A 20,550-nucleotide genomic window follows, 5' to 3' on the forward strand; every position below is an offset into this window, starting at 1 on the left:
AGATAAAAATGGGGTCGTGACCTAGCTCAAGTTCTGGGATTCGTCATCATGTATGAACTAGTTCAAGCTGTCTTCAACGGTGATGAAAAAACTGCTCTACATCAGTTGATTTATACGTTGAGTGCTTCAGGTAAGCCTTACTTCCTGAGAAATGAAATTTTACAAGCTTTTGCGGATTACTGTCATAAATCCCAAAAGCCAGCCTATTTTTACCACTCTTCTTCTGTGGGCAAATTGATTCAGTACACTCACGAAATAATTTTTGAAGAAGAAAGTACCTGGTTTGTGGTTCGTCCGAGGATTGCTAGTCAGGAAGTTTGGAAACTGACATCTGATAGTAGGTTTGAGCAGATGAGGCCTCAAGTGCTGCTAGATGTAAGAGATCGCCTGGTCAACCGCTACCAGCCTTACATCCTCGAAATTGACCTCCACCCGTTTTACGAAAGTTCCCCAAAAATCGACGACCCTAGAAATATTGGTCAAGGTTTAGCCTTCCTCAACCGTTACCTGTGCAATCAATTGTTGACTGACCCCCAATATTGGGTAGAAATGTTATTTCAAGCATTACAGGGGTTGCAACACGATGGAATTCGGCTGCTGTTGAGCGATCGCATTCCTTCAGGTATTCACCTAGCCAGACAAATTAAGCTAGCGCTGAAATTTTTGAATGAGCTTGAGCCTGATGAACCTTATGAAAAATTCCGCTTCGATTTCCAAAAACTCGGCTTTGAGCCAGGTTGGGGTAATACTGCGGCGCGAGTTTCCCAAACCCTAGAACTCCTCGACCGACTGATTTACTCTCCAGAACCCGGCATCTTAGAAACATTTGTGGCCCGCGTCCCCGCCATTTTTCGCGTCGTCCTCATTTCCATCCACGGCTGGGTTGGACAAGAAGATGTCTTAGGAAGAGATGAAACACTCGGTCAAGTTATCTATGTCCTTGAACAAGCCCGCAGCTTAGAAAACGAACTGCGCGAACAAATCAAACTCGCTGGTCTCGACGTACTGGGTATGAAGCCCCATGTAATTATTCTCACCCGGCTAATCCCTAACTGCGAAGGCACATTTTGCAATCTGCGTTTAGAAAAAGTTCAAGATACTGAAAATGCTTGGATCTTGCGCGTTCCTTTTGGTGAATTCAATCCTGAAATTACCAACAATTGGATTTCTAAATTTGAGATTTGGCCTTATTTAGAACAATTTGCTCTAGATGCAGAAAAAGAATTACTAGCTCAATTTAAAGGTAAACCTAATCTTTTTGTTGGCAACTACAGCGACGGTAACTTAGTAGCTTTTCTTTTATCGCGCCGCATGAAAGTTACCCAGTGCAACATTGCCCATTCATTAGAAAAACCTAAATATCTATTTAGTAATTTATATTGGCAAGATTTAGAAGACCAATATCACTTCTCGGTACAATTTACCGCCGATTTGATTAGCATGAATGCAGCCGACTTCATTATCACATCGTCCTATCAAGAAATTGTCGGCACACCTGACACCATAGGTCAATACGAGTCGTACAAATGCTTTACAATGCCGCAGTTGTATCATGTAGTTGATGGAATTGATTTGTTTAGTCCTAAATTCAACTTAGTGCCGCCGGGAGTGAATGAAAAGATTTTCTTTCCCTATAGCCAAAAAGAAGATCGAAATTCTGACCTTCGCACACAAACTCATGACCTACTCTTTAGCCGCGAAGACCCCCAAATAGTTGGTCATTTAGAGCAGCCTCATAAGCGACCAATCTTTGCCGTTGCTCCCATCACCTCAATCAAAAATCTCACTGGGTTAGCTGAATGCTTTGGTCAAAGTCAGGCGTTGCAAGAGCATTGTAACTTGATTCTCTTAAGTAGTAAACTGCATCCAGATGAAGCGACAAACCCACAGGAAGCAGAAGAAATCCAAAAACTCCACGACATTATTGAGCAATATCATCTCAATGGCAAAATTCGCTGGGTGGGGATGCGTATTCCTAGCAGCAACCTCGGCGAAGCCTACCGAGTAGTTGCAGATGATCAGGGGATTTATGTCCACTTTGCCCTCTTTGAATCCTTCGGTCGGTCTATTTTAGAAGCGATGATTTCTGGCTTACCAACTTTTGCTACTCAATTTGGCGGCTCTTTAGAAATTATCGAAAACCAAGAGAATGAATTTAATCTTAATCCTACAGACTTAGAAGGAACAGCAAAGAAAATTTTAGGCTTTGTTGAACAATGCAATACTCATCCTGAGTATTGGCACGAAGTCTCAGAATGGATGAGTCAGCGAATCCATAATAGATACAATTGGCATTTACATAGTAATCAATTACTACAGCTTGCTAAAATATTTAGTTTTTGGAACTTTGTTGCTCCAGAAAATAACGAAGCCAGAGATCGCTATATGGAAACCTTATTTCATCTCATTTATAAACCTAGAGCCGAAAATATTTTGGAAAAGCATAAGGGGGGATGAGGGAGTGGGGAGTGGGGAGTGGAGAGTGGGGAAGCAGGGGGAGCAGGGGGAGCAGGGGGAGTTAAAGCATTGGCTTAAAGACTCATTCATCTCTCTCAAAGACTCGTTCATCCACCTCGGAACTCCGTTCATCCACCTCGGAACTCCGTTCATCCACCTCGGAACTCCGTTCATCCACCTCAGAACTCCGTTCATCCACCTCGGAACTCCGTTCATCCACCTCGGAACTCCGTTCATCCACCTCGGAACTCCGTTCATCCACCTCAGAACTCCGTTCATCCACCTCGGAACTCCGTTCATCCACCTCGGAACTCCGTTCATCCACCTCGGAACTCCGTTCATCTCCCTCAAAGACTCGTTCATCCACCTCGGAACTCCGTTCATCTCCCTCAAAGACTCGTTCATCCACCTCGGAACTCCGTTCATCCACTAAATTTCCCAATTCCCCATTCCCCATTCCCCATTCCCTACTCCCCCCTTATGCAAACAAAAAGTCATTCTCGTAATTTTATCTACACAGACTGGATTTTAATTGAAACCCAGTTTGACCCCGATCAATTGCACTCTAAAGAAACCGTCTTTACAATCGGAAATGGATACCTGGGAACAAAAGGCAGTTTTGAGGAAGGTTATCCTCATGCATTGCCAGCTACTTTTATCCACGGTGTCTATGACGATGTGCCTGTAGTGTACACTGAACTGGCAAATTGCCCTGATTGGCTACCTTTGATAGTGATTGTAAATGGCGATCGCTTCCGTCTCGATCAAGGTGAAATATTGCGCTATGATCGCAAGCTTGATTTACGCTACGGACTTGTAATCCGTTACTTACGTTGGCGCTCTCCCAGTGGAAACACTATAGATATTACCTTTGAACGCTTTGCTAGTTTGGCAGATCGGCATGTGTTGGCGCAACGCTGCCATTTAATGCCAGTAGATTTTGATGGGTCAATTGAAGTTCAGGGAAGTATCAACGGCTATCCAGAAAATCAGGGTTTTAATCACTGGGAAGGACTAGATCAGGGCAAGACTGACCAAGGAATCTGGTTGCAATGCCGCACTCGCCACTCCCGAATTGAAATTGGTATGGGCGCAACTATGAGAATATCAGGCACTGAAGCATCTTTGCAAGTCAGCACTGCGCCTGGTTATCCGACCTTAAGCATGACCTACCAGACTAAATCACAACAGACGGTAACGGTAGAAAAAATCGTGACAGTTTTTACCTCGCGGGAGACTGAGACACCAGTTTCAGCAGCTACAGAAAAACTCGCGCACCTACCAGACTACGCAACACTACTAAGAGCCAATGAGCAGGCATGGGATGAGGTATGGCAGCAAAGTGACATCCTCATTGAAGGGGATAGCACAGCTGCTTTTGCTGTTCGCTACAATCTATTTCAACTGCTGATTGCTGGTTCACGCCATGATGACAAAGTGAGCATTCCTGCTAAAACACTTTCGGGGTTTGGCTATCGCGGTCATATCTTTTGGGATACAGAAATTTTTATGCTGCCTTTTTTTCTGTTTACTCAACCAGCGATCGCCCGAAACTTACTCAGTTACCGTTGGCACACCTTACCAGGAGCTAGACGCAAGGCTTCCCATTACAGCTATAGAGGGGCAATGTTTGCCTGGGAAAGTGCTGATACCGGAGATGAAGTAACACCACGTTGGGGACTCAATAGTGATTTTTATGGTGAAGACGTGCGGATTTGGTGTCGTGATCGCGAAATTCATATCAATGCAGATGTTCCCTACGCAGCTTGGAACTACTGGCAAGCCACTGGTGATGATCAGTGGATGCAAGAGCGCGGCGCAGAGATTATTTTGGATGCCGCTATTTTCTGGGGTAGCCGGGTTGAATTCAATTCTGAGCGCCAACGTTATGAGATTCAAGGAGTAATCGGAGCCGATGAATACCATGAGTTCGTCCACAATAACGCCTTTACAAATCGCATGGCGCAATGGCATTTAGAGAAAGCGATCGCAGTTTATGATTGGTTGGCTGATAAGTTCCCCGAACGAACTACTGAACTAGAAGAGAAACTAAAACTTACCCCACAAGAGCGATCACACTGGCAAGATATCATCACTAAAATATTGTTTCTCCATGACCCATTAACAGAACTAATCGAGCAGTTCGAGGGATTTTTCCAATTAGAAGATATCAACTTAGCAGATTACGAAGGGCGCGATCGCTCCATGCAAGCCATCTTAGGTATTGAGAAAACCAATAAATGTCAAATACTCAAGCAGCCAGATATCTTAATGCTCCTTTATTTAATGCGGGAATCAGCAGATATTCCCTACAACGAAAAAGCATTGCAGACCAACTGGGACTACTACGCACCCCGCACAGACATTACTTATGGGTCGTCTCTTGGGCCAGCAGTTCACGCCATTTTAGCTTCCGATTTGGGCAAATCAACGGAAGCTTACAAAGTGTTTATGCAAGCGTTAATGGTGGATCTTGAAGATAACCGAGGTAACACCAGCGATGGAATTCACGGTGCTACTGCTGGTGGCGTTTGGCAAGCTGTAATTTTTGGATTCGGCGGCATTCAACTAACTGAAAATGGCCCCGTAGCCAACTCCCATCTACCTGATGGCTGGACACGCTTGAAGTTTAAACTACACTGGCAAGGAAAATGGCATGACTTCGATTTACGCAAAGAACAAGTCACTCAAGATATAACTCGTCAACTAGAATATCTCCAACTTTCCCTCTCCCAAAATTCCCCCTCACAAGCTTCTAAACACCAGTTTTCCCCCCCTGCCTCCCCTGCTCCCTCATCCCCCCCACTCCCCAATTCCCAATCCCCAAGCGAAGCGACCCACAACCCCAACATCAAAGGATTCATCTTCGACTTAGATGGTGTGCTAACAGATACAGCAGAACTTCATTATTTAGCTTGGCAAAAGCTAGCAGATGAAGAAGGTATACCATTTAATCGACAAGCTAATGAAGCGCTGCGCGGTGTATCTCGTCGTGCTTCCCTGATGCTGATTATTGGAAATAGACCGTATTCAGAAGCACAAATTGAGGAGATGATGGAGCGTAAAAATCGCTACTATGGGGAATTGATCCAAAGCATGACATCCAAGGATTTATTACCAGGTGCGATCGCTTTTTTGGATGAACTGCGACAAGCTGGGATTAAAATCGGTATTGGTTCAGGTAGCAAAAATGCCCGCACAGTCATCGAGCGATTGGGCATTGCCGATAAAATTGATGCGATCGCTGACGGTTATAGTGTACAGCAACCTAAGCCAGCACCCGACCTATTTCTGTACGCAGCCAAGCAGCTTGGACTCGAACCAGCGCAATCTGTAGTTGTAGAAGATGCCGCAGCAGGTATTGAGGCAGCTTTAGTCGGTGGTATGTGGGCAATAGGACTCGGCCCAACTGAACGAGTTGGAGCCGCTCATATTGTTTTGCCCAACTTAGAAGGAGTCAAATGGGCAGATTTAAGAACTAAATTAAGCAATATTGCCAGAGAAAAATATTCAGGGACTTCCAATTAAAGAATTCAGAATTTAGAATTTAGAATCAATAAATTAGAATCAAAATGTTCGCAGACTTGCTAAAGCCTTAAAGTTTCCCCTTCTCGGCTAACGCCTGCTCTAAGATGCCCGTACCCCTACGGGGAAGCAAGCTACGCATAGCATCTCCTTTCTTTAGAAGAAAGGCTGTAGAGAGAAGACTGCACTAGCTCCCCTTTAAAAGGATTACTCTATTTGCTTTTTCAGTCAGAATATTTAACTTAATTCTGACTCCTGATTTATGAATTTTATTTTAATAACTAATAACTATTAACCTCCAAAAGCTAAGATTATTTAAATAGGGAATCTAAAATACAACGCAAGTTTAGATATCCAAATTAGGAGTCAGAGGGTGAATTTGGACGAATTAGCCTTACAGATAGAGAGTATGCGTAAGCGCGTCGCCCTTTTGCAACGCCAGAGTGAACAGCAAAATGCACAGGAAGATATTGAACTTATTACCGCATTATTAAAAGAAATCCACCTAACTTTGGAAGAATTGCAAATAGCTAATGAAGACCTACAGCAGCAGAATGAAGAATTATCCAATACTCAACAAGCTTTAGTAGCACAACGTCAACGCTACCAGGAACTATTTGAGGAAGTACCAGACGCTTATTTTGTGACTGATACAAAAGGGTTAATTCAAGAAGTTAACTCAGCCGCCACCACTCTGCTAAACATTTCTAAAAGTGTTTTGTTGGGCAAACTCTTAGGAATTTATGTGATTGAGAAAGAAATAATTGCTTTTCATCTGAAACTGCTTCATCTGCGCGATCATGCCGAAATTCCAGACTGGAAAATGCAAGAGTGGGAGGTAAACCTGCGGCCATGTAACAAAACGCCAATTATTGCTGCGGTTAAGGTGGTTGCTGTCCGTAATCAAAAAGGTAGGTTAGTCGGTTTGCGGTGGATATTGCGGGATATTAGCGAAAGCAAGCGAAGCCAAGCCAAGCTGCAATGGGCAGAACAGGCGATGCGACAAGCCCTTACCAAAGAAAGAAAGTTTAGTGAACTTAAATCCCGCTTGCTTACTATCACCTCTCATGAGTTTCGCACCCCTTTGGCTACCATCCACTCTTCTGCAGAATTACTAGAATATTATCGCCATCTATGGAACGACGAGCGACAACAGACCCACTTACGTCGCATTCAAACATCTGTTATGCATCTAACCCAGTTGTTAAATGATGTATTGGTGCTGAGTCAGGATGAAACAGGCAAGCTAGAGTTTAATCCAACACCCCTAAATTTGGTAGAATTTTGCCGCGATATATTAGAAGAATTACAACAGAGCGATCGCTCACAACATGCGATCGCTTTTAGCAGTGAGTGTCAATCTACAAGAGCTTACTTAGACGCGAAACTACTGCGGCAAATCTTGACTAATTTATTCTCGAATTGTCTGAAATACTCTCCTATTGGTAGCACAGTTAAGTTTTCTGTCACCATTACCAACGATCAAGCTATATTCCAAACTCAAGACTGTGGTATTGGCATTCCCCCAGATGACATTGAACACATCTTTGAACCCTTCCATCGCGCCAGTAATGCAGGTAATATCTCAGGAATGGGACTAGGGATGTCTATCGTCAAGCAGGCTGTAGATTTACATGGCGGCGAAATTTTTGTCGAAAGTGCGATCGGTGCAGGAACTACCTTTATCGTAACTCTCCCATTTTCGATAAATTTGAATATATAGCGGCTTGCACAGCTTTTAAGCCAATTTACACTTGAGAAGATTTTAATAATTGAAGGAGGCAGTTCTTGCTGGAGGCAGTGTTTCGACTATGCTCAACAACCGGGCAGAAGGAACAAGTCACTTATAGAATTCGACCCCTCCTGACTTAGAGCCACTCAACTCCCTTTCAGTGGGGGTCTTAAACCATGCACCCTGATTGGTCGCAGCAAAGAACAGAGGGCAGTATTCCTTCTGCCTCCTGCCGTCTGCCTTCTGCCTTTCTTGATAATCAATCACTTTTACTTATTAAATTAAAAATAAAATATAATTGCTTCTATGCTAAAAGGTCTTTAAAGTGGGGTTAGCCGGTCAACAATAAGTTGATTGTAAAGTTTTTCTTAACAGTAGCTTAGGGAAAGCAATTCAAATACTTTGTATATTTAAGTGTGAGTTTAAAATATTACGCCTGTGGTTATCTCTAACAAATCAGAATACGCACTTCTAGCCCTGTTAGAGTTGGCAACCTGTTACCCTAACGGTGAAGCCCTCCAAATTCGAGAGATAGCGGCATTACAAGACATCCCGAACCGCTATTTGGAACAACTTCTGGCCACATTAAGGCGTGGAGGTTTAATTAAGAGTATACGTGGAGCCAAAGGTGGCTATGTTCTGGCACGAGATCCCGGAAAGATTACAGTGTTAGATGCTTTTAGCTGCATGGAAGGATCAGATATCGTAGTCTCTGATTCTGAGCCAACTCCAAACACGGTAGAAGGTGAGCTAATTCAGGAAGTCTGGCAGGAAGCACGTCAGGCTGCTAACTCAGTTCTAGAAAAATATACACTTCAAGACCTTTGTGAACGAAGATCAATGCGAAAGCAAAAGGAACTTATGTATTACATTTAGAAAGGATGAAGTAGGAAAATTTTCATCCTCAGTATGAAGCTAATAACCAGTGAGGCTGTTATATGCCTGAAGCCAATTCTCAACAGCCTATAAATAGTACCGCTACTCTTGTAGAGAGTTATGTAGCAGGAAAACGGAACTTTAGTAAAGCAGAACTGGGTAATGCTGATTTGCAAGGCATTAACTTGAAAGGTTCTGACCTTAGTTATGCTGACTTGAGTGAAGCTAACCTGAGTGGCGCAAATTTGAGGGGAACTGATCTGAGTTTTGCCGATCTGGGTCAAGCTAATCTCAATGATGCCGATTTAAGGGGAGCATTATTGATGTCAGCGAATCTTCGCCAAGCCGATCTTAAAGGAGCGAAGCTAGAAAAAGCAGACTATGATCGCAGCACCCATTTTCCCCAAGATTTTGATCCAGTCAAAGCAGGTATGCAGATTAAATTTGTAAATTATTAATTTAAGTTGAATGTTCCTACTTGCCTTAAAATAGAAGATTTTTTTCCCAAAAGATGTTGTACTTTGGTAAGAAAGCCTATCTATGAGGTTGACAATGGAGGCAAAAAGTGAAACCCTCAATCAACGCGCACCACTAATTACTGCGGGAATTTTTCTTGGTGTGGGTCTTGGAGGATTTCTTGATGGAATTTTACTGCATCAGCTCCTCCAGTGGCATCACATGCTCAGTAGCATTCGACCTCTGACAAACATGGCGAATATCGATTTGAACATGGTATGGGATGGGTTATTTCATGCCTTGGATTGGGTATTCACCGTGGTAGGACTTGTATTGCTATGGCGTGCCGGAGGGCGTGATGATGTTCCTTGGTCATCACAGATTTTTATTGGGTCACTAATGATTGGGAATGGGTTATTTGACTTCGTTGAAGGTTTAATTGACCACCAAATTCTCGGTATCCATCATGTGAAACCAGGCCCAAATCAGTTAGTTTGGGATTTAGGATTTCTTGCATTCGGTGCGCTACTTATTGTTATTGGCTCGATAATGATAAAAAAAGAGTCAACTAGTCAATAGTCAATAATCATGGGGCATGGGGCATTGGGCATGAAAGAGAGACAAGGGAGACACTTATTCAATAATTCCCCCTTGTCCCCTTGTCCCCCTTGTCCCCTTTTGCTTCCCACTCCTCGCTCCCCCTTCTCCCTTATGCCTACAGATACTTTTGAAAAAACTAGCTGGAGTTGGCATTTGTCTCAATTCCAACAACAAGCGGGTGAATGGTGGGAATACCAGTTTTACCGCTTTGAACAGGCTTTACCAGAATTGCCTACCGGATGGTCAATTAGCCCCTGGCTAGCTGAATTGCTGAAATTCCTATTTTGGTTGGTACTAGGCTTATTTATAGCTTGGATTGGTTGGCGATTATGGCGAGAATTCAGTCCTTATGTATATTCTTGGCTAAATAGAAGTGGCAATCTTACTGATTTTCGCGTAAAAACTCGCTCCAATGAGTCATCGATTGCTCTTTTGTTGGAGCGATCGCAAGAATTTTATCGTCAAGGTAATTACCGTGAGGCTTGCCGTTGTGTTTATTTAGCAATGTTGCAGCAGTTGGATAAAAACGCGATCGCACCCCACAAACTCAGCCGCACAGATGGAGAATATCTGCAATTGCTGCGATCGTCTGTGACTCCCATACAGCCTTATGAAACTTTAATTACCACACACGAGCAATTATGTTTTGGTAATGCCGAGATTTTGCCAGACAATTATGAGCAGTGTCGGCAAGCTTATCGGGAAATTTCCCCAGAATGAAGAGAACGCAGGGATAGGGATACTAAATACATAGCTAAAAAAATCAATACACCTTTTGCAAAAGTCCTAGTTACATGGGAAAAGTAGGTAAAAGCGTAGTACCTTATATGACCTACAAACAGGTGAAAAGCTTGAAATAAGAAGACTTCAAACGGTTGTGTAGAGTGCCAAAGCGAGACTTCAACCAGATGCTTGAGGTTGTGCGCTCAGGCGATCGCCACAAACACTTAATATTGGGTGACGTGCAAAACTCAACTTGGAAGACCAATTATAAATGACATTTAGTAGAGCGAAAAGTTTTCCATCCTGATCCCCTTTTGCTAGATAATGGTGACTGTGTTGGAAAGAAGTAGAGAAGATACCGTTGGCAATAATTTTTTACTCTTTTAATGATAAACCTCATTAATTTGTTTTCAGTGAAGGCAGCATTAGGCTTTTTAACTTTTGTAGTTCATTTGCCAACATGAAAAGAGCTGCTTCAACCCTAAAAAAGGAATTGAGGAAATATGACTTTAGTAACTCACCGTTTCATCGAAACCAACGGTATCAAGATGCATATTGCCGAACAGGGGCAAGGTCCATTGGTGATCTTGTGTCACGGCTTCCCAGAATGTTGGTACTCCTGGCGGCATCAGTTATCGGCATTAGCTGAAGCTGGGTTCCACGCGGTAGCACCAGACCAGCGCGGCTATGGACAGACCTCAAGACCGGAACCAATTGAGGCATACCATATTTTCCAGTTGGTTGGTGATATTGTTGGTCTGGTTCATGCGCTGGGTGAGGAGCAAGCAATCATTGTTGGACACGATTGGGGTGCGCCTGTTGCCTGGTATTGTGCCCTACTTCGTCCAGATATCTTCCACGCTATCTCCCTGCTGAGTGTGCCCTATCAACCCCGCAGTTGGTCAGACATTCGACCGACAGAAGCAATGAAGCTGATGGCAGGCGAGCAGGAGTTCTATCAGCTGTACTTTCAAGAACCAGGTAAAGCTGAGGCGGAACTAGAGTCTGATATTCGCGCTACCATACGTGCAATTCTCTACTCCGCCTCGGGAGATCCACCACCAGAAAAACGCTGGCGCTTCCTATTTAACAAGTCGGAGAAGGCAATAGACACAAGTTACGTACCAGAGCAACTTCCAGCTTGGTTAACAGACCAGGATATCGACTTTTTCACCTCTGAGTTTGAGCGGACTGGTTTCCGGGGCGGGTTGAACTGGTATCGAAACATAGATAGAATCTGGGAACTAACACCATTTCTTAGTGGCGCAAAGCTGCGCCAGCCTACATTGTTTGTGGCGGGAGAAGCAGATGCAGTGATCACAATGTACCGTGAAGCATTCGACACCCTAGAGGAAAACGTGCCCAACTTGAAGCAGAAGGTATTGCTACCAAAGGCTGGTCATTGGATTCAGCAAGAACGCCCAGTCGAAGTTAATAGATTGCTCATCGAGTTTCTAACAGACCTCCAAATCGACAAGTCGATTACCTAAAAGTTCAACTAGTCTTAGATATAATAGCAAAGTGCTGTTAGCGGTAGCGGGGCGTTTAGCCCGTGTTGAGTAAAAATTAATCTAAAAGTAAGAAAAAGCGAGAGATAGGCATAAAGATTAATCCTCGCTTTTTGATTACCTAAGCTGTGAGAGTTGCGATCGCCTTATCCACAGCTTCCAAGGCAGTGTTTACTTCCGCCTCTGTGACAATAAGTGGTGGCACAAATCGGACTACTTTTGGCCCGGCTGGTACTAGCAATACGCCCTCTATGATGGCAGCATTGACGATATCTGCTGCGGTTATTTGAATATCGGCTCGCAATTCCAAACCGTTGATTAAACCCCAACCCCGAACTTCGCCAACGTGCTGAGGATATTTTGCTGCGATCGCCTTCAATCCAGATCGCAATTGTTCACCTCTGTCTTGCACATTCTGCAAAATATTTTCCCGTTCCAACGTCTGGCAAACACTGAGTGCTACACCACACACAAAAGGATTTCCGCCAAAAGTGCTAGCGTGTTCCCCTGGTTGAAAAACATCACAGAATTTTTTGCTCATCATTGCACCGATGGGGATACCGCCACCTAAGCCTTTGGCACTGGTGAAAATATCCGGTTCAACGCCAAGATGTTCGTAAGCCCATAATTTGCCACTGCGCCCCATACCAACTTGCACTTCATCGAAAATCAATAAAATGCCAGTTTCGTCGCAAATTTGCCGGAGCTTTTTGAAATAGGCAATATCTCCTGGACGCACACCGCCTTCTCCCTGCAATGGCTCGATCAGAATTGCCGCTACCCGATAATCGCCTTCATCTAACTCGCTAATCGCCACTTCCACAGCGTTAATATCGTTGTAATTTACGTAGTGGAAACCAGGAACCAAGGGATCAAAATATTTTTGATACTTCGGTTGTGCTGTAGCGGTAATTGTTGCCAAAGTCCGTCCGTGGAAACTGGCATTGGCAGTTAAAATAATCGGTTTTTCAATGTCTAATACTGTGTGTGCATACTTCCGCGCCAGTTTAATTGCGGCTTCATTAGCTTCAGCACCAGAGTTGCAGAAAAACACGCGATCGGCACAAGAATGTTCAACCAGCCATTTTGCCAATTCACCTTGCTCAGGAATATAGTACAAATTAGAGACATGATGCAGCTTTTGGATTTGGCGTGTTACCGCTTCTACCATAACTGGGTGGGCATGTCCTAAAGTACAAGTGGCAATTCCAGCCACAAAGTCCAGATATTCTCGCCCCTGTGTATCCCAAACCCGGCATCCAGCACCGCGTTCTAGGGCTAGAGGAAACCGAGCGTATGTAGACATGACAGCTTCATTAAAGCTATCTGCCTCAAAGGGACTAGATGCTACAGACCCTGAATCTGGGGGGATGGTGGCTTGTTCAACGAGAGTTTGTAGGCTCACTACCGCTCCTTTTGAAAGTTTTTCATTATATAGTTATTTACTAGTTTCCTAGAAATCCCTAAAAAATACTTTTTATTTAGTACAACTCGTACTTCATTTTAAGCTAACGCTTATATAACCTCAAAGGCATGGTGGGGGTGAAAAAAAACTTTGTACTTAACACTTGAGCAAGAGTATGAGTGAAAGTCAATTTGCATAAAACCAGCCCAAGCTAGGCATTGCAAGTCTTAGGTAGAGTCCAGGGATTTTCTCACTGATGTCCAAGCTTAACTCGTCAAATGCCAGCCTGCGGTTTTGATGGCGCTAAGACACATGAGGAAATTCCCCTTGCTGTGTGCAGGAAAACTGCAAGAAAGCTAAGTACAGTATTTTTTAATTCGTAGCGAATTAAATTCAGCAATACCTTGCAATACCAATACATCGGGATGCATTGTTAATGCGTCCCCCTGCAATGCCAATGCATCCCAATACAATACCAATGCATCCCAATACAATGCCAATACATCCCGATACAATACCAATGCGTCCCTTTACAATACCAATGCATCGGGATGCATTAAAAACGCTACGCTTTTACGCAAAACTGTACTAATACATTTCTTTGTGAGGCTGCGCCAAATTTTCTTGGCTTCTTATTTCTTTCTTTGTGTCCTTCTCTACGTTCGTGCAGCGTGTCGCAGACAGACACTACGCGTAGCTTGCTTCCTTGGAGGGGTACGCCAGTTAGCTTTAATTGCGCCGACCTACTTATAACAAATAAGAAGGTAAGATTAAAAATTACTATTTACAAGACATGATTACTGAGGTTTTGGATTGGATTTGTAGCCTCATACTGTAACTAAATTGTTGAATATTCTTAGATTTAGATGTAAAGTAAATCACTAAACGAAAAGTTAAAAAGAAGCAAAAGTGAAAACAACAACTATACTAGTCGCAAGCGTAGCAACCCTTGTAATAACAGTTTGCAATCCTTGTGAAGCTAAAACTATCAAGTTCTCTGGTTACGATTGGATAGTGAGGTCTGGCACTAATGAGGGCCCAGGTCCAAACAATTGGGATGAGAACAATGTTTGGGTCGATAAAAACGGCTACTTACACCTGAAACTCACTAAACGTCAAAACCAGTGGTATTCTTCAGAAGTATACACCAAAGATCGACTCGGCTTTGGTCGTTATCAGTTTCAAGTTATCGGACGATTGGATAAACTCGATCCTAATACTGTATTTGGCTTGTACAACTATCCAACACCCGATGTCGGAGTCGATGGCACCAACGAAATTGATATTGAGTTCGCTAAGTGGGGCAATGTAGCAGCTTCAATTGGCAACTATACAGTCTGGCCTGTGAAAAAGGAACTCGACCGCAAGTACAATAATTTCCCAGTGAACCTAAACGGAAGTTATACAACGCATAGGTTCACCTGGACTGCTGCAAACGTGTACTTCCAGTCGCTGAATGGCCACTATGATGACAACACTAACCAGTTTGCCAATTGGCTATATCAGCCTCTCGACTCAGCAAACTACATAGGACACAAACCAATGCCCGTTTATATCAACCTTTGGCTTTTCAAGGGACAGCCACCAACAAATGGTCAGCAGGTTGAGCTGATTATTCGCTCATTCAAATTTATACCAATGTAAATTTGACTGAAATGGCACTAAGAAAACCTCTAATATTAATTAATACCTTTACCAATTTACGAGCTTTGATCTAGAACAAACCCCAGAGAATACACACTTCTTTTTGTCATCAGCCAAGTTCTTAATAAGCTTAAGCTTTTTAATATAAATTTTCTTAGTGGGATAGGTTCAAAGCAAATACCGCAGACTCGTTGTTTGTTGGGAGAGGATTGCTACCTGCTTCAATGCTTTTTTCTCTAGCTACAATTCACATCTGGATTAACAGAATTTTCTTAGTGGGATAGGTTCATGGGTTAATCTAAACTTCAGGTATTGAGTTTGGACTATTAGTTTAGATAACTTTTAGTTTAAATGTACTAAAAAGTACAAATGCGATAGAGTTAGTACAAAATTAGAAAAGGTAGGCTAAAAGTACTATTGTTACGTCATTCTCAACACTTGAGCAAAAATATCAACGTATCCAAAAGGAGTTAATGGCAGGGGCGATCGCTCTTGGCGGTGTTTTCCTGATTGGCACTTTGTGGTACTGGTTAGTTGAGGGCTGGTCATGGGAAGATGCAGCTTACATGACAGTGATCACTTTAGCAACTGTCGGATATGGAGAGACGCATCCACTGGGTAGCCGAGGACGATTGTTTACAATTGCCCTGATTTTGTTAGGTGTAGTCAATATCGGTTACATTGTCAACAGATTTACAGAAGCGATCATTCAAGGGTACTTTCAAGAAGGAATTCGGCTACAACAACAGAGGCGGTTAATGGAATCCCTGTCAGAACATTACATCATCTGTGGATTTAGTCGGACTGGTCGTCAAATTGCCAAGGAATTCCAGGCAGAAGGCGTACCTTTTGTGGTGATTGATTCGGAGACGGAATCTGTACAAAGGGCGCAGACTGAAGGTTACACAGCATACCAAGGTGACGCTACGTTAGATGACACCCTTTTGAAAGTTGGTATTGAACGGGCGATGTGTATCGTTGCAGCCCTTCCTTCAGATGCCGAAAATTTATATATTGTTTTATCAGCCAAAACATTAAATTCAGGAATTCGGGTGATTGCACGAGCAAGTACAGAAGAGGCTTTACAGAAGTTACGACGCGGTGGTGCAGATCAAGTGATATCCCCCTATATTACTGGTGGGAAGCGCATGGCTGCTGCGGCTCTCAGACCCCAAGTATTAGACTTTGTAGACGGAATTTTAGCAGGTGCAGACCGTCAGTTGTATATGGAAGAATTTTTACTCGACCCAGCTTTTTGCCCTTTTGTCGGTCAAACTTTACAAAAAGCGAGGTTGCGATCGCAATCTGGGGCATTAGTTCTGGCAATTCGCCGCGCTGATGGGACTTTAATCGGTGGCCCCACTGGCGATACGGTTTTAATGCCAGGCGATCGGCTAATTGGTATGGGTACAGCAGAACAATTGCGTGACCTTAACCAAATTCTTGGCCCAATTGGTTCTCATAAATTGCGACGACCAAAAAATAATTGAGTTTACTTACCAGTTAATACCCACTGCAAGAATCTGCATATAACTGTCAAACTGTCTGATGGCAATTGTTCTGCCTCAGTAGCTGAAGATAGCCATTTTTGCATACGGCTACATGGTATATAAACTCCACTACTTGAACTTATATAAGTTTTGCCAAAGTCTTGATAGCCAGATGCTTCATAAAAAGGTTTGGCAGTGATTGAAGCACAGACAGCTAACGTATTAACATTTTGAGAACAAGCTTCGCTTTCTATTGCTTTTAGCAACTCTGTGCCAATTCCTTGTCGCACATATTTAGGATGGACATAAACTGCATTCACCCAATATCTAGAATAGGCAGAAAAACCCACAATTTTTTCACCAATTTCAGCGACAAAAACAATATCTTTTGTCTCTCCTCCTTGTGATTTATCTAACTGTGTATCATTCAATAAGGCTTGAGTTTGTTCAAAATTATAATCTCTGGAGCAAAGTATCTGTATGGCATCTCTTCGAATATCAAAAATCTGATTTCTATCTTGCGGTTGGGCTAGGCGAATTTTGATCTGATTAGGCTGCGTTTTAGTCATTACAAGGTTTTAACACATCTTTTGATACATTACTCTTAAATTTGGAGTTTATGATCTAATAACTAATGACCAATGACTAATAATCAACTTCTTTCCACCCATGCATGGATGCTATGCCTTTTGTAACCAATTTGATCGCAATTGGAGGAGCTTCTGATATCAAGATGCTAGGATAAACTGCTGCACCCCAATCGGGATGAATTAACACACGGCATTGATTTTTAATCACTGGATAGTTGAGCAAAGCTTTGACAACTGCTGTATCATCGTGAGGGATTGCTCCAGGATGAGACAGTAAAGGATAGCCTGTACGAGGGTCGATTAGGTCAGTTAAATATCCGCGATCGCGCAGATTAAATGCCAAATCGCAGCCAAATCTCATAAACTTTTCTCGTAAGCGTTCTTTCTCTGTCTCTACTTCTGTTGTCTTTTCGACTAATTGATAACGCGATTGCTGTAAGACAATCACTACTCGTAAAAATGGTTGCCGTTTCCAATCTGGTAATATCCGTTCGCAGTTGGCACAGATATATTGACTGGGAGCATGAATTGAAATTTGAACCGCTTGTCCCGTTTCGCCAACTAAATTAATGGGACAGGCTTGCTCCGAAGTGTAAACCTTGGGATAGTTCACTAAATTGATTCGGCTTATACAAATTTTTTAATTTAATCTACGGTATAGATGATACCTCTTCAAAGTTAAGAAAAATCATCATTTTCCTATAATATGTTACTTTTTTTAGAAGCAGTTACTAATAATTTGAGAATTTTAATCAGAATTTTATTCTTTATTAACCTGTTCTCATGGAATTTGCTGCGATCGCACTCGGCATTGGCATAGGTGCAGCGTGTGGTAGACAAGCGATGCCTATGGCGGGCTGCGCCTACGCTCCTGAAATCTGTTCAATTAAAACCCCAAAAAATGAACTCCATCTCACCCAATTAATTGAGTTTTAAAGAATTCACCGGCACTTCATCCCAAGAATCCACTATCCGCAATCGCGCTACCCAACCTGCTTCCTTTTGCGCCTCGGTCAAATTATTTTCAAATGAATCATGGCAATCTTTGGCTTGAGATTCATTACAAGTGGCAATACAGGCATGAATCATCCCAGACGGATCAATTTGCTCATTTACCCAAATAGTCATGGAATATTCCCTCGAAAACTGTAGCGAAAAAAGCTATTTGTCATTTTAGAATACTATTAGAGTTAAAACTTATGGAGCAAAAATCGGTAATAAGTAATGAATTAATCCCAATTACTGATTAAACATTTCCGAAAAAGAATGTAGAGACGTAGCAGTGCTACGTCGCTACAAGGGTTTTAGGTAACGCATATTTAATTTCTGGAGATGTCTATTAGTAACTTTTGGGCTATCCTTAGTTTGGCTGATCATAAGTTATTGAGAATTTATTTTTAGCAGTAACTTTAACTAATGTTAAGGAGTTCGGATTATTCCTATACCAGAACAAAAAACACAGTGCTACATATTGTGCTGCTGGTTTACTAAGCTTTATTTGCCTATTAATATCGTTCATATGGATGAACAGACAAAAAATCTATTCTTCTTGACAGGCGAGGAAAATATTATAGAGATATACCCTAACGGTAAATGGAGATACATAGGATGAGCAAGCCTAATTTTCATGCAATGAGTCAGAAAGAGTTACATGATTACGTTCTTGCTCATCGGGAAGATCAAGAAGCCTTCTACGCTTATGTCGATAAGTTGCATCTTGAAGGTAATTGGATTGAAATGCCACCGTTGGAGTCAGAACAGGATTTAGAAAATTATCCTTAGTTCATTGAGCGTATTCGCAATAGTTCTAAACTACAAGATGGAGCAGTTTAACGCTGCATTAGACTTCTTGCATGAATCCTTGTGCCAAACTTGGAAGAAGGGGTTGGGGGATGAGGGCGAATTTTGCATTTGTGCAAGAGGTCTATTATATTTACAGCAGCTTTTGGGCTATCCTGAGTTTGGCCGATCGCGATCGCGGATTCTGACTAATTTCCTCTTCTTGTGCAATAATCGGCTTTTTTGTCAAGACCTTTAACAAAGGTGAATTTCTTAAACCATGCTTCACCAGACGGTCTTCTAAACTGTGAAAACTGATAATCGCAATTCTACCGCCAGGGACAAGGGCATTTGGTGCTTTATCTAAAAAAGTTTCTAGGGATTTTAACTCATCGTTGACGACAATTCGCAGAGCTTGAAAAACACGGGTAGCGGGGTGAATTCTCCCATAACGGTATTTCGGGGGAACTGAAGAAGCGATCGCATCAGCTAATTCTGTAGTGGTGTGCAATGGTCGCCGTTCGACAATGCGTCTTGCAATGCGCCGCGATAATCTTTCTTCACCGTACTTAAAGAAAATATCAGCTAATTCTGCTTCATCCCAATTATTAATCACATCAGCAGCAGTTAGCGATCGCCCCCGATCCATTCGCATATCCAAACTAGCAGCTTGGCGAAAGCTAAAACCTCGTTCTGCACGGTCTAAGTGGTAAGAACTTACCCCCAAATCAGCTAAAATACCATCGAAAGTGTTGGGGGGAAACTCGTAGTCAGCAAAATTGCTATAAATAAATTGTATGCGAGCCTCCTTCGGAGGAGCTTCTCCTGACAAAGACGCTTCTCTTCGAGAGGCTTCGCGAACGCTAACGCCAAACTCTGCTAATTCTTTCCTCGCTGCTGCTAAAGCATCTTCATCTTGGTCAATCGCGGTTAATTTTACATCTGGTGCAGCTGCTAAAATCAAACGGCTGTGACCACCACCGCCTACTGTCGTATCAAGATAATGACCTCCTGGAGATACCGCTAGACCTGCAATTACTTCCTGCGGTAACACTGGTAGATGAGAAAATATCGGTTCTTCGATAGCTAGCTGACGATTCATGAGACTTAGGGCAAAAAACCACAGATGAACTTTAATTATGTATTCTTTTCTTTGTGTCTTTGTGGTTCCTAGCTAAAAAATAGTTTTTAAAGCACTAAGACACAAAAGAAAATATCATAAACTCAACACTCAGCGTCAGCTTTGAATGTTGAGCTTCAAGCATCTGTAGTGCTATTTTTTACCTTTTTTTTGGTAAATCATCGAATTTGGTATCCGTTTTAGTTTTTTTCCATATTTAAATGGTTATTTAAAATAAAAATGAATACATTTCCAAGAAATTCGTTTTCCTCTAACAAGCTGTTTACAAGTTTAGAGTGATCGGGTTCCTGAATACCTTCTAAAAAGCTCACTTTTCGTTTCAAAGCTAGAACGTAAAATGGTTTTCCAGGAAAGAATTGTATATTTTTTTGCACCAAGTAAGCAGTTATTATATCCGAGTGATGAGAAAACTGCTGACAAAGCTTATTGACCTCTATATCTGAGACAGTATGAGATTCAAATTTATCCTTTTCTCTTACAGTTGAACGTTCTTGCTGTGCTTTCAAAATTAATTCATGATAATTTTCGGCACGTTCTTGATAAGATTTTGCTTCATTAATTTTTCCTTGTTGTTGAAGAAAATAGCAAATTGTCTGACAACCTTCTATGATTATACTTGAGTCT

Annotated in this window: 21 protein-coding genes; 13 read left to right on the top strand and 8 right to left on the bottom strand. The window is 42.4% G+C overall.

All coding sequences use genetic code 11. The features are described 5' to 3' along the window. Window positions 1-48: 48 nt before the first annotated feature. Window positions 49-2,457 carry a sucrose synthase gene (locus V7L20_RS08255; protein WP_334743605.1) on the top strand — a complete coding sequence of 803 codons (2,409 nt, stop codon included), beginning with the start codon at window positions 49-51 and terminating at the stop codon, window positions 2,455-2,457. Between the two features lie 82 nt (window positions 2,458-2,539). Here V7L20_RS08255 and V7L20_RS08260 read toward each other — a convergent pair whose 3' ends face one another. Further along, a complete protein-coding gene (locus V7L20_RS08260; protein WP_334743606.1) occupies window positions 2,540-2,914 on the bottom strand; it encodes a hypothetical protein in 375 nt (124 codons plus the stop codon). 23 nt (window positions 2,915-2,937) lie between these two features. Here V7L20_RS08260 and pgmB point away from each other — a divergent pair, with 23 nt between their 5' ends. From pgmB to V7L20_RS08295, 7 genes are all read left to right on the top strand, one after another. After that, the gene (gene pgmB / locus V7L20_RS08265) at window positions 2,938-5,985 is read left to right on the top strand and encodes a beta-phosphoglucomutase (RefSeq protein ID WP_334743607.1); all 3,048 of its coding nucleotides are present in this window, start codon (window positions 2,938-2,940) and stop codon (window positions 5,983-5,985) included. Between the two features lie 406 nt (window positions 5,986-6,391). Continuing rightward, a complete protein-coding gene (locus V7L20_RS08270; RefSeq protein WP_334743608.1) occupies window positions 6,392-7,705 on the top strand; it encodes a PAS domain-containing sensor histidine kinase in 1,314 nt (437 codons plus the stop codon). 447 nt (window positions 7,706-8,152) lie between these two features. Beyond that, a complete protein-coding gene (locus tag V7L20_RS08275) occupies window positions 8,153-8,590 on the top strand; it encodes an RrF2 family transcriptional regulator (protein ID WP_229488760.1) in 438 nt (145 codons plus the stop codon). 62 nt (window positions 8,591-8,652) lie between these two features. Next, window positions 8,653-9,048, top strand: a complete 396-nt coding sequence (locus V7L20_RS08280; RefSeq protein WP_334743609.1) for a pentapeptide repeat-containing protein — start codon at window positions 8,653-8,655, stop codon at window positions 9,046-9,048. A 94-nt stretch (window positions 9,049-9,142) separates the two neighbouring features. After that, window positions 9,143-9,625: a DUF2243 domain-containing protein gene (locus V7L20_RS08285; protein ID WP_334743610.1), complete on the top strand. Its 483-nt coding sequence runs from the start codon at window positions 9,143-9,145 to the stop codon at window positions 9,623-9,625. Window positions 9,626-9,757: 132 nt separating this feature from the next. Beyond that, a complete protein-coding gene (locus tag V7L20_RS08290; protein ID WP_334743611.1) occupies window positions 9,758-10,366 on the top strand; it encodes a DUF4129 domain-containing protein in 609 nt (202 codons plus the stop codon). 506 nt (window positions 10,367-10,872) lie between these two features. Beyond that, a complete protein-coding gene (locus V7L20_RS08295; protein WP_334743612.1) occupies window positions 10,873-11,859 on the top strand; it encodes an alpha/beta fold hydrolase in 987 nt (328 codons plus the stop codon). 139 nt (window positions 11,860-11,998) lie between these two features. On the opposite strand, the gene V7L20_RS08300 is transcribed toward V7L20_RS08295, so the two are convergent. Further along, complete coding sequence (locus tag V7L20_RS08300) at window positions 11,999-13,282, bottom strand: aspartate aminotransferase family protein (RefSeq protein ID WP_334743613.1); 1,284 nt, start codon at window positions 13,280-13,282, stop codon at window positions 11,999-12,001. Between the two features lie 356 nt (window positions 13,283-13,638). Then, window positions 13,639-13,803, bottom strand: a complete 165-nt coding sequence (locus tag V7L20_RS08305) for a hypothetical protein (protein ID WP_334743614.1) — start codon at window positions 13,801-13,803, stop codon at window positions 13,639-13,641. 493 nt (window positions 13,804-14,296) lie between these two features. Between V7L20_RS08305 and V7L20_RS08310 the strand changes: the two genes are divergently transcribed. Together V7L20_RS08310 and V7L20_RS08315 are read left to right on the top strand one after the other, a co-directional pair. After that, window positions 14,297-14,926, top strand: a complete 630-nt coding sequence (locus V7L20_RS08310) for a glycoside hydrolase family 16 protein (RefSeq protein WP_334743615.1) — start codon at window positions 14,297-14,299, stop codon at window positions 14,924-14,926. Between the two features lie 473 nt (window positions 14,927-15,399). After that, entirely contained in the window at window positions 15,400-16,416 is a 1,017-nt protein-coding gene (locus V7L20_RS08315; protein WP_334743616.1) for a potassium channel family protein, read from the top strand. Window positions 16,417-16,418: 2 nt separating this feature from the next. Here V7L20_RS08315 and V7L20_RS08320 read toward each other — a convergent pair whose 3' ends face one another. Together V7L20_RS08320 and V7L20_RS08325 are read right to left on the bottom strand one after the other, a co-directional pair. Beyond that, window positions 16,419-16,985, bottom strand: coding sequence for a GNAT family N-acetyltransferase (locus tag V7L20_RS08320; protein ID WP_334743617.1), 567 nt, complete (start codon window positions 16,983-16,985; stop codon window positions 16,419-16,421). 76 nt (window positions 16,986-17,061) lie between these two features. Next, on the bottom strand, window positions 17,062-17,619 hold the full coding sequence (locus V7L20_RS08325) for a methylmalonic aciduria and homocystinuria type D protein (protein ID WP_334743618.1): 558 nt from the start codon (window positions 17,617-17,619) through the stop codon (window positions 17,062-17,064). A gap of 170 nt (window positions 17,620-17,789) precedes the next feature. Here V7L20_RS08325 and V7L20_RS08330 point away from each other — a divergent pair, with 170 nt between their 5' ends. Then, on the top strand, window positions 17,790-17,942 hold the full coding sequence (locus tag V7L20_RS08330) for a hypothetical protein (RefSeq protein ID WP_334743619.1): 153 nt from the start codon (window positions 17,790-17,792) through the stop codon (window positions 17,940-17,942). On the opposite strand, the gene V7L20_RS08335 is transcribed toward V7L20_RS08330, so the two are convergent. Further along, window positions 17,928-18,134, bottom strand: a complete 207-nt coding sequence (locus V7L20_RS08335) for a glycogen debranching protein (protein ID WP_334743620.1) — start codon at window positions 18,132-18,134, stop codon at window positions 17,928-17,930. The two genes, V7L20_RS08330 and V7L20_RS08335, sit on opposite strands and share 15 nt — an antisense overlap. A 313-nt stretch (window positions 18,135-18,447) precedes the next feature. On the opposite strand from V7L20_RS08335, the gene V7L20_RS32555 reads away from it, so the two are divergent. Continuing rightward, a complete protein-coding gene (locus V7L20_RS32555) occupies window positions 18,448-18,618 on the top strand; it encodes a DUF6888 family protein (protein WP_442943515.1) in 171 nt (56 codons plus the stop codon). Further along, window positions 18,615-18,788 carry a DUF6887 family protein gene (locus tag V7L20_RS08340; protein ID WP_334743621.1) on the top strand — a complete coding sequence of 58 codons (174 nt, stop codon included), beginning with the start codon at window positions 18,615-18,617 and terminating at the stop codon, window positions 18,786-18,788. The genes V7L20_RS32555 and V7L20_RS08340 overlap by 4 nt, the downstream gene beginning before the upstream one ends. 151 nt (window positions 18,789-18,939) lie before the next feature. On the opposite strand, the gene rsmH is transcribed toward V7L20_RS08340, so the two are convergent. Both rsmH and V7L20_RS08350 read right to left on the bottom strand, forming a co-directional pair. Beyond that, entirely contained in the window at window positions 18,940-19,887 is a 948-nt protein-coding gene (gene rsmH / locus V7L20_RS08345) for a 16S rRNA (cytosine(1402)-N(4))-methyltransferase RsmH (RefSeq protein WP_334743622.1), read from the bottom strand. Window positions 19,888-20,105: 218 nt separating this feature from the next. Continuing rightward, a complete protein-coding gene (locus V7L20_RS08350) occupies window positions 20,106-20,432 on the bottom strand; it encodes a hypothetical protein (RefSeq protein ID WP_334743623.1) in 327 nt (108 codons plus the stop codon). Window positions 20,433-20,550 lie beyond the last annotated feature (118 nt).

This window comes from Nostoc sp. (assembly GCF_036916735.1).
In the GTDB taxonomy this organism is placed as follows: Bacteria; Cyanobacteriota; Cyanobacteriia; order Cyanobacteriales; family Nostocaceae; genus Nostoc.

What these genes read in the sequence shown, in the direction of transcription:
- rsmH (WP_334743622.1), bottom strand. Translation starts at nt 19,887, where the DNA reads ATGAATCGTCAGCTAGCTATCGAAGAACCGATATTTTCTCATCTACCA.
- V7L20_RS08290 (WP_334743611.1), top strand. Translation starts at nt 9,758, where the DNA reads ATGCCTACAGATACTTTTGAAAAAACTAGCTGGAGTTGGCATTTGTCT.
- V7L20_RS08280 (WP_334743609.1), top strand. Translation starts at nt 8,653, where the DNA reads ATGCCTGAAGCCAATTCTCAACAGCCTATAAATAGTACCGCTACTCTT.
- V7L20_RS08320 (WP_334743617.1), bottom strand. Translation starts at nt 16,985, where the DNA reads ATGACTAAAACGCAGCCTAATCAGATCAAAATTCGCCTAGCCCAACCG.
- V7L20_RS08255 (WP_334743605.1), top strand. Translation starts at nt 49, where the DNA reads ATGTATGAACTAGTTCAAGCTGTCTTCAACGGTGATGAAAAAACTGCT.
- V7L20_RS08270 (WP_334743608.1), top strand. Translation starts at nt 6,392, where the DNA reads ATGCGTAAGCGCGTCGCCCTTTTGCAACGCCAGAGTGAACAGCAAAAT.
- V7L20_RS08330 (WP_334743619.1), top strand. Translation starts at nt 17,790, where the DNA reads ATGGAATTTGCTGCGATCGCACTCGGCATTGGCATAGGTGCAGCGTGT.
- pgmB (WP_334743607.1), top strand. Translation starts at nt 2,938, where the DNA reads ATGCAAACAAAAAGTCATTCTCGTAATTTTATCTACACAGACTGGATT.
- V7L20_RS08295 (WP_334743612.1), top strand. Translation starts at nt 10,873, where the DNA reads ATGACTTTAGTAACTCACCGTTTCATCGAAACCAACGGTATCAAGATG.
- V7L20_RS08285 (WP_334743610.1), top strand. Translation starts at nt 9,143, where the DNA reads ATGGAGGCAAAAAGTGAAACCCTCAATCAACGCGCACCACTAATTACT.
- V7L20_RS08340 (WP_334743621.1), top strand. Translation starts at nt 18,615, where the DNA reads ATGAGCAAGCCTAATTTTCATGCAATGAGTCAGAAAGAGTTACATGAT.
- V7L20_RS08335 (WP_334743620.1), bottom strand. Translation starts at nt 18,134, where the DNA reads ATGACTATTTGGGTAAATGAGCAAATTGATCCGTCTGGGATGATTCAT.
- V7L20_RS08260 (WP_334743606.1), bottom strand. Translation starts at nt 2,914, where the DNA reads ATGGGGAATGGGGAATTGGGAAATTTAGTGGATGAACGGAGTTCCGAG.
- V7L20_RS08315 (WP_334743616.1), top strand. Translation starts at nt 15,400, where the DNA reads ATGGCAGGGGCGATCGCTCTTGGCGGTGTTTTCCTGATTGGCACTTTG.